Origin of the sequence: Mesorhizobium sp. RCC_202 (genome assembly GCF_041355295.1) — a bacterium.
Lineage (GTDB): Bacteria > Pseudomonadota > Alphaproteobacteria > Rhizobiales > Rhizobiaceae > Mesorhizobium.
In genome coordinates this window covers 79,223-90,374 of the sequence record NZ_JBFUPO010000009.1, presented here as the reverse complement: position 1 = coordinate 90,374, position 11,152 = coordinate 79,223, and the positions used below count along the sequence as shown (strand labels likewise).

Sequence of the window (11,152 nt, the reverse complement as noted above, 5' to 3'; positions counted from 1 at the left end):
TTGTGAATGTGCAAAGCCGGCGGTACGCTTCGACCTGCAAATGAGCGTCTTGGCAGGAGGAAGCCATGTCTGTCGCCCGCGTCACCGAAATCACGTCATCGTCCAAGAAGAGTTTTCAGGATGCCATCGAAAAGGGCATCTCGCGCGCCGCGAAAACCCTGAAGAACGTCGAAGGCGCCTGGATCCAGGACCAGAAGATCGTTGTCGAGGACGGCAAGATCGCCGCTTACCGGGTCAATATGAAGGTGACGTTCATCCTCACCGACAACTAACTCGGGAACCTTCAACGGCTCCTCTCATTGTCCATTCAGGCATTCAATCGAGAGGAGTTCCCCCTATGACCACCCCGTCTGGCCATACCGAAGCCATTGCCGCCTCGCGCGTCATCGGCACCGCCGTCTACAACACCGAAGGCAAGAGCATCGGCAGCATCGAGGACGTAATGCTGGACAAGATGTCGAATGGCATCATGTTCGCCGTCATCGGTTTCGGCGGCTTCCTTGGTATGGGCGAGAAATATCACGCCGTTCCCTGGGCCACGCTCGACTACGACACCGACAAGGGCGGCTATCTCGTGCCGTTCACCAAGGAGCAGCTTCAGGCCGCGCCGGCCTATTCCATCAACGAACTGACCGGCGCCGACAGCGAAGCCGCGCGCGATGCGTCCTTCGATTACTACAAGGTCACGCCCTACTGGCATTGAGCAAGGATGAGCCATGAGAAGGCCCCCGTCGACGGGGCCTTCTTTTTCACGCTACTCCACTAGCGCAGAGTCGATAGCTCCATGGAGCTCTGCTGCGGTTTCTGGTTGTCGCAGGACGTCATGAACGCCGCCGCGATCAGCAACAAACTCACGATACCGCTCAACTGGGACATGGCGAAACTCCTCCTGTTTCGCCCCGCGCGAACGCGACCATAGATCAGAAGGTCGCTTAGCGTGCATGACTTATGATGACAGAAATTTGCGCTTCGTGACTCTTTCTCGGGGCAATAATTGCCGGCCGGCCGATTGCCTTTTGCGCCGCTTTGGCTAAGACGGGCGCGACGCTTCAATCGATCAATCGGGGACATCGCAAATGACCGCCATCATCGACATTGTCGGGCGTGAAATCCTGGACAGCCGTGGCAATCCGACCGTCGAGGTCGATGTGGTGCTGGAGGACGGCTCGATGGGCCGCGCCGCTGTGCCGTCCGGCGCTTCGACCGGCGCGCATGAAGCGGTCGAGCTCCGCGACGGCGGGCCGCGTTATCTCGGCAAGGGCGTCCAGCGCGCCGTCGAGGCGGTGAACGGCGAACTTTTCGAGGCGATCGGCGGCATGGAAGCCGAGAACCAGATCCATATCGACCAGACGATGATCGAGCTCGACGGCACGCCCAACAAGAGCCGCCTCGGCGCCAACGCCATCCTCGGCGTGTCGCTGGCGGTCGCCAAGGCCGCCGCCGAAGCCGCCGGCCTGCCGCTCTATCGTTATGTCGGAGGGACCAAGGCGCATATCCTGCCGGTGCCGATGATGAACATCATCAATGGCGGCGCGCATGCCGACAACCCGATCGACTTCCAGGAATTCATGATCCTGCCGGTCGGCGCGCCGACGCTGCGCGAGGGCGTGCGCTGGGGCTCCGAAATCTTCCACACGCTGCGCAAGAAGCTCAAGGATGCCGGCCACAACACCAATGTCGGCGACGAAGGCGGCTTCGCGCCGAACCTCAAGAGCGCGCCGGCCGCGCTTGATTTCGTCATGGAATCGATCGTGCAGGCTGGTTTCAAGCCCGGCGAGGACGTGGCTCTCGGCCTCGACTGCGCCGCGACCGAGTTCTTCAAGGACGGCAACTACGTCTATGAAGGCGAGAAGAAGACCCGCGATCCGAAGGCGCAGGCCAAGTATCTGGCCAAGCTCGCCGCCGACTATCCGATCATCACCATCGAGGACGGCCTGGCCGAGGACGATTGGGAAGGCTGGAAGATCCTGACCGACCTGATCGGCAAGAAGATCCAGCTCGTCGGCGACGACCTTTTCGTCACCAACACGGCGCGGCTGCGCGACGGCATCCGCATGGGTGTCGCCAACTCGATCCTGGTCAAGGTCAACCAGATCGGCTCGTTGACCGAGACCCTCGACGCCGTCGAGACCGCGCACAAGGCCGGCTACACCGCCGTCATGTCGCACCGCTCGGGCGAGACCGAGGATTCGACCATCGCCGACCTCGCCGTCGCCACCAATTGCGGGCAGATCAAGACCGGCTCGCTGTCGCGCTCGGATCGCACCGCAAAGTACAACCAGCTCATCCGCATCGAGGAAGAGCTCGGCCAGCAGGCGCGTTACGCCGGCAAGTCGGTGGTCAAGAGCTGAACCCAGCCAAATCCGGATTGTTCGAAAAGGGCGGGTTATTCCCGCCCTTTTTCGTGACCCACCGGTCACCCATCGGCGCTCCGTAACCGTCCATTAAGCACAATTGGGCGAAATAGGAGTCGATGCCGCCTGCGTTCGCGGCCTTAAGGGTTCGGGTCATGTGGACACGTCAGCACAAGCAGAGAAACACCGGACGGCTGATCATTCCGTCACTCTGCGTGCTCTTCCTGGCCTATTTCGGTTTCCATGCCTATCACGGCGAATTCGGCATCTATTCCAAATACCGGCTGGAGGCGCGCGCGGTAGAGCTGCAGGCTCAGCTCGACGCCGTCAAGGCGCGCAGGATCGACTTTGAGCGCCGCGTCCAGCTGCTGCATGAAGGCACGCTGGAGAAGGACATGCTTGACGAGCAGGCGCGAAAGGCGCTCAATCTGTCCCAGCCTGACGAAATCACCATCATGTTGCCCGTCTCGGCGAAATAACCGAATTTCGGTTAATCAACCTTATTTGCAATGATTATAATCGCTTAGATGCATGCCAGCCATGCATTTTTCAGCATGGCGCAATGCATTCTTGCATGTTAGCCTCTCGCAAATCGGTGGGAGACATTCGATCTCCCTGAATGTCCGCAAAGAGACGCCAACAGGGAGTGATGCATGGCCACCGCCGCCAAAAAAGCGCCTGCCAGATCCAAATCCGACAAGCAGCCGAATCTGTCCGCGCCGAAGCCGGCCGATTTCACCAAGGAAGAAGAACTTTCCGCCTATCGGCACATGCTGCTCATCCGCCGCTTCGAGGAGAAGGCGGGTCAGCTCTACGGCATGGGCTTCATCGGCGGCTTCTGCCACCTCTATATCGGCCAGGAGGCCGTCGTCACCGGCATGAAGATGGCGCTGGTCGAAGGCGACCAGATGATCACCGCCTATCGCGACCACGGCCACATGCTGGCGATGGAGTTGTCGCCGCGCGGCGTGATGGCCGAGCTTACCGGCCGCCGCGGCGGCCTGTCGAAAGGCAAGGGCGGCTCCATGCACATGTTCTCCAAGGACAAGCATTTTTACGGCGGCCACGGCATCGTCGGCGCGCAGGTGTCGCTGGGCACCGGTCTGGCCTTCGCCAACCGCTACCGCGAGAACAAGAATGTCTCGCTGACCTATTTCGGCGACGGCGCCGCCAACCAGGGCCAGGTCTACGAAAGCTTCAACATGGCCTCGCTGTGGAAGCTGCCGGTGATCTACATCATCGAGAACAACCGCTACGCCATGGGCACCTCGGTGTCGCGCTCGTCGGCCGAGACCGATTTCTCGCATCGCGGCGCTTCCTTCAAGATCCCCGGCATCCAGGTCGATGGCATGGACGTGCGCGCCGTGAAGTCGGCCGCCGATCTCGCCACCGATTGGTGCCGCTCAGGCAACGGCCCGCTGATCCTCGAGATGCAGACCTATCGCTATCGCGGCCACTCGATGTCCGACCCGGCGAAATACCGCTCCAAGGAGGAAGTGCAGAAGATGCGCTCCGAGCACGACCCGATCGAGCAGGTCAAGGCGCGCTTGATGGACAAGAAGTGGGCGAGCGAGGACGAGCTCAAGGCCATCGACAAGGATGTCCGCGACATCGTCGCCGATGCCGCCGAATTTGCCCAGCACGACGCCGAGCCGGATCCGTCCGAGCTCTGGACCGACATCGTATTGTAAGGGAGGGCAAGGACATGCCAATCGAAATTCTCATGCCCGCGCTCTCGCCGACCATGGAAGAGGGCAATCTTTCCAAGTGGTTGAAAAAGGAAGGCGACAAGATCGTCGCCGGTGACGTCATCGCCGAGATCGAGACCGACAAGGCGACTATGGAAGTCGAGGCCGTCGACGAAGGCACGCTTGCCAAGATCGTGGTTCCCGCCGGCACCGAAGGCGTCAAGGTCAACGCGGTGATCGCCGTGATCGCGGTCGACGGCGAAGACGTCGACAAGGCCGGTGAAGGCATCGGTGAAGAAGGCAAGGCTGAAGCAGCCGCGCCGGCCCCGGCGCCCGCTGCCTCCAAGAGCGAGGCTCCGGCCCCTGTTGCCGCCGCGCCGAAAACGGAAGTCGCCGCCGACCCGGATATCCCTGCCGGCACCGAAATGGTTTCGACCACCGTGCGCGAGGCGCTCCGCGATGCCATGGCCGAGGAAATGCGCCGCGATGGCGATGTCTTCGTCATGGGCGAGGAGGTCGCCGAGTACCAGGGCGCCTACAAGATCACGCAAGGCCTGCTGCAGGAATTCGGCCCGCGCCGGGTCGTCGACACCCCGATCACCGAGCACGGTTTTGCCGGCGTCGGCGTCGGTGCGGCGATGTCCGGCCTGAAGCCGATCGTCGAGTTCATGACCTTCAACTTCGCCATGCAGGCGATCGACCAGATCATCAACTCGGCCGCCAAGACGCTCTATATGTCGGGCGGCCAGATGGGCGCGCCGATCGTCTTCCGTGGTCCGAATGGCGCGGCTGCTCGCGTCGCTGCCCAGCACTCGCAATGCTACGCCGCCTGGTACAGCCACATCCCTGGCCTGAAGGTGGTGATGCCCTACACGGCCGCCGACGCCAAGGGCCTGCTCAAGGCGGCGATCCGCGATCCGAACCCGGTCATCTTCCTCGAAAACGAAATCCTCTACGGCCAGTCCTTCGACGTGCCGAAGCTCGACGATTTCGTGCTGCCGATCGGCAAGGCGCGCATCCACAAGCAAGGCAAGGACGTCACTCTCGTCTCCTTCGGCATCGGCATGACCTATGCGGTCAAGGCGGAAGCCGAATTGCGCGGCATGGGCATCGACGCCGAGATCATCGATCTCAGGACCATCCGTCCGCTCGATCTCGACACGATCATCGCTTCGGTCAAGAAAACCAACCGCCTGGTGGTGGTGGAAGAAGGTTTCCCGCAGAGCTCGGTCGGCGACCACATTGCCAACCAGGTCTCGCAGCGCGCCTTCGACTTCCTCGACGCGCCGGTGATCACCATTGCCGGCAAGGACGTGCCGATGCCTTACGCGGCCAACCTCGAAAAGCTGGCTTTGCCCAATGTCGGCGAGGTCGTCGAAGCAGTCAAAGCTGTAACATATCGGTAGGGAAAGATGCCCATGCCATCCTTCTGGGTCTTGGCGGCCATCATCGCACCTACCGTCGCGATTGCTTTTCTTGTGCGCACCATGACGGGCAAATTCGATGCGATCCTGCTGATGCTCAGCGGAGTCGCATCGCTCGTTCTCGCTACCGTCGCGACTGGTTCCGCCCAAATCGACCAGACGGGCGGCATGATGAGCCTGGAAATGAGCAAGAGCAGTTTCCATTTCGGCGTCCTGCCGCCGGTTTTCATCGTCGCCACGCTGACAGTCATGCGGGGCCTGTTCAAATTCATTCAGGAGTGAGCGATGCCCATCAACATCACCATGCCGGCCCTGTCGCCCACGATGGAAGAGGGCAATCTTTCCAAGTGGCTCGTGAAGGAAGGCGACAAGGTTTCGCCTGGCGACGTCATCGCCGAGATCGAGACCGACAAGGCGACGATGGAAGTCGAAGCCGTGGATGAGGGCACCGTCGCCAAGCTGGTCGTTCCAGCCGGAACCGAAGGAGTCAAGGTCAACGCGCTGATCGCCATCCTGGCCGGCGAAGGCGAGGATGCCGGCGCCGCGGCAAAGGGCGGCGGCGATGCCGCGCCGAAAGCTGAGGCGCCGAAAGAAGCCCCGAAGGCAGACGCGCCCAAGGAAGCGCCCAAGCCGGCAGCCGCCGCTGCTGCGCCCGCACCAGCCAAGGCTGAATCTGCTCCGGCCGCCAACGGCCATGCTGTTGGTGAGCGCGTCTTCGCCTCGCCACTGGCCCGTCGTATCGCCAAGGATGCCGGCGTCGATGTCGCTTCATTGACCGGTTCCGGCCCACATGGCCGCGTGGTTCGCGCCGATGTCGAAGCCGCGATTTCATCCGGCGGCGCTCCGGCCCCCGCCGCGAAGGCTCCGGCCGGCGCGCCCGCCGCGCCCCCCGCAGCCGCACCCAAGGCGATGTCGGACGAGCAGGTGCTGAAACTGTTCGAGCAGGGCTCCTACGAACTCGTTCCGCACGACAATATGCGCAAGACCATCGCGCGCCGTCTGGTCGAAGCAAAATCCACCATCCCGCATTTCTATTTGACGCTCGATTGCGAGCTCGACGCACTCTTGGCGCTGCGCACGCAGTTGAATGCGGCCGCCCCGATGAAGAAGACCGACAAGGGCGAAGCCCCGGTCTACAAGCTGTCGGTCAACGACATGGTCATCAAGGCAATGGCCATGGCCTTGAAGGCGGTCCCGGATGCCAATGCGTCGTGGACCGAAAGCGCCATGGTCAAGCACCGGCATGCCGATGTCGGCGTCGCCGTCTCGATCCCCGGCGGCCTGATCACGCCGATCATCCGCCATGCCGATGAAAAGACGCTGTCGACCATCTCCAACGAGATGAAGGATCTCGCCAGCCGCGCCCGCAGCCGCAAGCTGAAGCCCGAGGAATATCAGGGCGGCACGACGGCGGTGTCCAACCTCGGCATGTTCGGCATCAAGGACTTTGCCGCCGTCATCAACCCGCCGCATGCGACGATCCTGGCGGTCGGCGCCGGCGAGGAGCGGGCGGTGGTCAAGAACGGCGAGATCAAGATAGCGACCGTGATGTCGGTGACGCTCTCGACCGATCATCGTGCCGTCGACGGTGCGCTCGGCGCCGAGCTGCTCGGCGCCTTCAAGCGCATGATCGAAAACCCGATGGGCATGCTGGTGTAGGAAGGGAAAAGGCGGTGCGGGTATTCTTCACCAGCCTTTTCGCGTTTGTCCTTTCCGGCTTCGCCGGCGGGTTGGTGGCGCAGTGGCTGGCTGTCGCCACCGACGATCAGGGAGCCTACATCGTCGCCTTCACAGTCTCGATGCTGGTGACGTTCGTCGTTACCTTTGTATTCTTCATCGCCCAGTTGATGAATGACCCCGTCGCGGCAGTGGCCAAAACCGGCAAATGGACGCTGATCGTGTTTGCGGTGCTGCTTGTCCTGCTGGTCGCGTTGACGCTCTACAGCGACAGCAGCGCGGCGGTCGTCAGGGAAGACATGCCGTTCCTTGCAGGCCTTGGCTTGCCCGGGCTGGTGACCATCATCGTGCAGTGGTTGTTCGTGCGCTGGCGGGTCAGGCGCGCTCAGATTGGTTTTGGTAGAGGCGGGGTAAACGCGTGAAGACCATTCTCTGCTACGGCGACTCGCTGACCTGGGGCTACGATGCCGCCAGCCTCGGCCGCCATGCGCTGGAAGACCGCTGGCCAAGCGCGCTCAAGGCCGAGCTCGGCAGCGATGTCGAGGTCATTGCCGAAGGTCTCAACGGCCGCACCACCGCCTTCGACGACCATCTGGCCGGCGCCGACCGCAACGGCGCCCGTGTGCTGCCGACGATCCTCACCAGCCACGCACCACTCGACCTGATCATCCTGCTGCTCGGCTCCAACGACATGAAGCCGTGGATCCATGGCAATCCGGTCGCCGCCAAGCAAGGCATGCAGCGCCTGATCGATATCGTGCGCGGTCACGACTACCCGTTCGACTGGGAAGCTCCGCAAATCCTGCTGGTCGCACCGCCGGTCGTGTCACGCACCGACAATTCGGAATTCAAGGCAATGTTCGCCGGGGGCGATGACGCCTCAAAGCGGTTGGCGGCGCAATATTCGGCGCTCGCCGACGAGGCTGGCTGCGGCTTCTTCGATGCCGGCACAGTGGCCGAAACCACCCCGCTCGATGGCGTCCATCTCGATGCTGAAAACACGCGAAACATCGGGCAGGCGCTGGCGCCGCTCGTGCGCGTGATGCTGGAACTCTAGAAAGAAAATCGGAGAAAACCCGTGGCTGAATCCTACGACGTCATCATCATCGGCTCAGGCCCCGGCGGCTATGTCACGGCGGTGCGTTCCGCCCAGCTCGGCTTCAAGACGGCGATCGTCGAACGCGAGCATCTCGGCGGAATCTGCTTGAACTGGGGCTGTATCCCGACCAAGGCGCTGCTGCGCTCGGCCGAGATCATGCATTATTCCGATCACCTCAAGGATTACGGGCTGAAGCTCGAAGGGGGCAAGATCAGCCCCGATACGGCCGCCGTCGTCGATCGCTCGCGAAAAGTGTCGCTCCGGCTCAACACCGGCGTCGGCTTCCTGATGAAGAAAAACAAGGTCGACGTCATCTGGGGCGAGGCGAAGCTCGCCAAGCCCGGTGAGGTCGTGGTCTCCAAGACGGCCAAGAAGGCGATGGAACCGCAGCCGCCGGTGCCGAAGGGCGTCAAGGGTGAGGGCACCTATACGGCCAAGCACATTATCCTGGCGACCGGCGCGCGACCGCGCGCGCTGCCCGGCATCGAGCCGGACGGCAAGCTTATCTGGACCTATTTCGAGGCCATGGTGCCGAAGGAGATGCCGAAGTCGCTGCTGGTCATGGGCTCCGGCGCCATCGGCATCGAGTTCGCCTCTTTCTACCGCACCATGGGAGCCGATGTGACCGTGGTCGAGCTTTTGCCGGCGGTGATGCCGGTCGAGGACGCCGAGGTCTCGAAATTCGCACAGAAACAGTTCGAGAAGCAGGGGATGAAGATCATCCTCGAGGCCAAGGTGACCAAGGTCGAGAAATCGGCCAATTCGATCACTGCGCATGTCGAGATGAAGGACGGCAAGGTCGAGAAGATAACCGCCGACCGCATGATCTCCGCTGTCGGCGTGCAGGGCAACATCGAAAATCTCGGCCTTGAAACGCTCGGCGTGAAGACCGATCGCGGCTGCGTTGTCGTCGACGGTTACGGCAAGACGAATGTGCCTGGCATCTACGCCATCGGCGACGTCGCCGGACCGCCGATGCTCGCCCACAAGGCCGAGCATGAAGGCGTGGTCTGCATCGAGAAAATCGCCAATTTCCCCGGTGTGCACGCCATCGACAAGTTGAAGATCCCGGGCTGCACCTATTGCAACCCGCAGGTCGCCTCGGTCGGCCTGACCGAGGCCAAGGCCAAGGCCAAGGCGGAAGGCAAGGATATCCGCGTCGGCCGCTTCCCGTTCAGCGCCAACGGCAAAGCCATTGCGCTCGGCGAGGACCAGGGTTTCATCAAGACGATCTTCGACAAGAAGACCGGACAGCTTCTCGGCGCGCATATGGTCGGCGCCGAGGTGACCGAGCTGATCCAGGGCTTTGTCGTGGCTATGAACCTCGAAACCACCGAGGAAGAGCTGATGCACACCATCTTCCCGCATCCGACGCTATCGGAGATGATGAAAGAGAGCGTGCTCGACGCCTATGGCCGCGCTTTGAACGCATGATAGACTGCCTGTGCGAGACTCATGCGCGGCAGCCGGAGAAACCTGACGGCAAGGCAGCTTGTATCCGGATGCATTTTCACCTGACCGAGGAGGAACTGGCATATGCATTTGAATGGCGTGGGCTGGATCGCAGCCATCATCGTCGGAGGCTTGGCGGGCTGGCTCGCCGAAATGGTCATGAAGAGCAACACCGGCATCTTCATGAACATCATCATGGGCATCGTCGGCGCAATCGTGCTGAACGCGATCCTGCAGGCTCTCAACATCCAGACCTTCGGTGTCGGCTGGGTCGCCTATCTGATCACCGGCTTCATCGGCGCCTGCCTGCTGATCTTCGTCGGCCGGCTCGTTCGCCGCTAAAGCGCGCGAATGCGTCGCTGAACGAAGGCCGTTATGCAAAAACGGTCGTGGCGGCATGCGCCGCCGCGGCCTTTTTCTTTACCTCGAAAAGTCTTAGATGACTAAAAACAGGCGGCTGCACGCAAGCGCGGCCGCGAAGGGTTTGAGATGGTCACTGTTCTCGACACGATCGCCAACGCGCCGCGCCTGCGGCATCCCGAGAAGGCGCACAAGCCCGACCAGGAGGTGCTGCGCAAGCCGGACTGGATCCGCGTCAAGGCGCCTGTGTCCAAGGGCTATGCCGAAACGCGCGAGATCGTGAAGTCGCACAAGCTGGTGACGGTCTGCGAGGAGGCCGGCTGCCCCAACATTGGCGAATGCTGGGAAAAGAAGCACGCCACCTTCATGATCATGGGCGAGATCTGCACGCGCGCCTGCGCCTTCTGCAATGTCGCCACCGGCATCCCGACCGCGCTTGATGCCGACGAGCCCGCGCGGGTGGCGCACGCGGTAAAACAAATGGGCCTCAGCCACGTCGTCATTACCTCGGTCGATCGCGACGATCTCGCCGATGGCGGCGCGCAGCATTTCGCCGACGTCATCCGCGCCATTCGCGCCGCGACGCCGTCGACCACGATCGAAATCCTGACGCCGGACTTCTTGCGCAAGGAGGGCGCGCTGGAGATCGTCGTTGCCGCAAAACCTGACGTCTTCAACCACAATCTGGAAACCGTGCCGTCGAACTATTTGACGGTGCGCCCCGGCGCCCGCTATTTCCATTCGATCAGGCTGCTGCAGCGGGTCAAGGAACTCGATCCCTCGATCTTCACCAAGTCCGGCATCATGGTCGGCCTCGGCGAGGAGCGCAATGAAGTGCTGCAATTGATGGACGATCTGCGTTCGGCCAATGTCGACTTCATGACCATCGGCCAGTACCTGCAGCCGTCGAAGAAGCATCATCCGGTGATCCGCTTCATCCCGCCGGACGAATTCAAGTCGTTCGAGACGATCGGCAGGACCAAGGGCTTCCTCCTGGTCGCATCGAGCCCGCTGACGCGCTCCTCGCATCATGCCGGCGAGGACTTCGCCAGGCTGCGCGCGGCGCGCGAGGCACAGCTCAAGAAGGCCGGCTGACAC

Annotated in this window: 13 protein-coding genes; all 13 read left to right on the top strand. The window is 62.1% G+C overall.

The window, feature by feature from the left end:
- Nucleotides 1-65 precede the first annotated feature (65 nt).
- The 13 genes from AB6802_RS20740 to lipA all read left to right on the top strand — a co-directional run bounded on the left by AB6802_RS20740 (nt 66) and on the right by lipA (nt 11,149).
- The gene (locus tag AB6802_RS20740; protein ID WP_371012051.1) at nt 66-272 is read left to right on the top strand and encodes a dodecin family protein; all 207 of its coding nucleotides are present in this window, start codon (nt 66-68) and stop codon (nt 270-272) included.
- A 65-nt stretch (nt 273-337) separates the two neighbouring features.
- On the top strand, nt 338-703 hold the full coding sequence (locus AB6802_RS20735) for a PRC-barrel domain-containing protein (protein WP_371012050.1): 366 nt from the start codon (nt 338-340) through the stop codon (nt 701-703).
- 373 nt (nt 704-1,076) lie between these two features.
- Nucleotides 1,077-2,351: a phosphopyruvate hydratase gene (gene eno, locus AB6802_RS20730; protein WP_371012049.1), complete on the top strand. Its 1,275-nt coding sequence runs from the start codon at nt 1,077-1,079 to the stop codon at nt 2,349-2,351.
- Nucleotides 2,352-2,509: 158 nt separating this feature from the next.
- Nucleotides 2,510-2,833 (top strand): septum formation initiator family protein, encoded by a 324-nt coding sequence (locus AB6802_RS20725; RefSeq protein WP_371012048.1) that lies wholly within the window; start codon nt 2,510-2,512, stop codon nt 2,831-2,833.
- 174 nt (nt 2,834-3,007) lie between these two features.
- Nucleotides 3,008-4,045, top strand: coding sequence for a pyruvate dehydrogenase (acetyl-transferring) E1 component subunit alpha (pdhA, locus tag AB6802_RS20720; protein WP_371012047.1), 1,038 nt, complete (start codon nt 3,008-3,010; stop codon nt 4,043-4,045).
- 14 nt (nt 4,046-4,059) lie between these two features.
- Complete coding sequence (locus AB6802_RS20715) at nt 4,060-5,448, top strand: pyruvate dehydrogenase complex E1 component subunit beta (protein ID WP_371012046.1); 1,389 nt, start codon at nt 4,060-4,062, stop codon at nt 5,446-5,448.
- Between the two features lie 12 nt (nt 5,449-5,460).
- On the top strand, nt 5,461-5,748 hold the full coding sequence (locus tag AB6802_RS20710; protein ID WP_371012045.1) for a hypothetical protein: 288 nt from the start codon (nt 5,461-5,463) through the stop codon (nt 5,746-5,748).
- A gap of 3 nt (nt 5,749-5,751) precedes the next feature.
- Nucleotides 5,752-7,125 (top strand): pyruvate dehydrogenase complex dihydrolipoamide acetyltransferase, encoded by a 1,374-nt coding sequence (locus AB6802_RS20705; RefSeq protein WP_371012044.1) that lies wholly within the window; start codon nt 5,752-5,754, stop codon nt 7,123-7,125.
- 14 nt (nt 7,126-7,139) lie between these two features.
- Nucleotides 7,140-7,565: a hypothetical protein gene (locus AB6802_RS20700; RefSeq protein WP_371012043.1), complete on the top strand. Its 426-nt coding sequence runs from the start codon at nt 7,140-7,142 to the stop codon at nt 7,563-7,565.
- On the top strand, nt 7,562-8,200 hold the full coding sequence (locus AB6802_RS20695; RefSeq protein WP_371012042.1) for an SGNH/GDSL hydrolase family protein: 639 nt from the start codon (nt 7,562-7,564) through the stop codon (nt 8,198-8,200). The genes AB6802_RS20700 and AB6802_RS20695 overlap by 4 nt, the downstream gene beginning before the upstream one ends.
- Before the next feature lie 21 nt (nt 8,201-8,221).
- Nucleotides 8,222-9,676: a dihydrolipoyl dehydrogenase gene (gene lpdA / locus AB6802_RS20690; protein ID WP_371012041.1), complete on the top strand. Its 1,455-nt coding sequence runs from the start codon at nt 8,222-8,224 to the stop codon at nt 9,674-9,676.
- Between the two features lie 102 nt (nt 9,677-9,778).
- A complete protein-coding gene (locus tag AB6802_RS20685) occupies nt 9,779-10,036 on the top strand; it encodes a GlsB/YeaQ/YmgE family stress response membrane protein (protein ID WP_371012040.1) in 258 nt (85 codons plus the stop codon).
- A gap of 147 nt (nt 10,037-10,183) precedes the next feature.
- Nucleotides 10,184-11,149 carry a lipoyl synthase gene (gene lipA / locus AB6802_RS20680; protein WP_371012039.1) on the top strand — a complete coding sequence of 322 codons (966 nt, stop codon included), beginning with the start codon at nt 10,184-10,186 and terminating at the stop codon, nt 11,147-11,149.
- Nucleotides 11,150-11,152 lie beyond the last annotated feature (3 nt).

Excerpts from the sequence above, each read along its gene's own strand:
- pdhA (WP_371012047.1), top strand. The coding sequence starts at position 3,008 with ATGGCCACCGCCGCCAAAAAAGCGCCTGCCAGATCCAAATCCGACAAG.
- AB6802_RS20685 (WP_371012040.1), top strand. The coding sequence starts at position 9,779 with ATGCATTTGAATGGCGTGGGCTGGATCGCAGCCATCATCGTCGGAGGC.
- AB6802_RS20715 (WP_371012046.1), top strand. The coding sequence starts at position 4,060 with ATGCCAATCGAAATTCTCATGCCCGCGCTCTCGCCGACCATGGAAGAG.
- AB6802_RS20710 (WP_371012045.1), top strand. The coding sequence starts at position 5,461 with ATGCCATCCTTCTGGGTCTTGGCGGCCATCATCGCACCTACCGTCGCG.
- AB6802_RS20740 (WP_371012051.1), top strand. The coding sequence starts at position 66 with ATGTCTGTCGCCCGCGTCACCGAAATCACGTCATCGTCCAAGAAGAGT.
- lipA (WP_371012039.1), top strand. The coding sequence starts at position 10,184 with ATGGTCACTGTTCTCGACACGATCGCCAACGCGCCGCGCCTGCGGCAT.
- AB6802_RS20725 (WP_371012048.1), top strand. The coding sequence starts at position 2,510 with ATGTGGACACGTCAGCACAAGCAGAGAAACACCGGACGGCTGATCATT.
- AB6802_RS20705 (WP_371012044.1), top strand. The coding sequence starts at position 5,752 with ATGCCCATCAACATCACCATGCCGGCCCTGTCGCCCACGATGGAAGAG.
- eno (WP_371012049.1), top strand. The coding sequence starts at position 1,077 with ATGACCGCCATCATCGACATTGTCGGGCGTGAAATCCTGGACAGCCGT.
- AB6802_RS20735 (WP_371012050.1), top strand. The coding sequence starts at position 338 with ATGACCACCCCGTCTGGCCATACCGAAGCCATTGCCGCCTCGCGCGTC.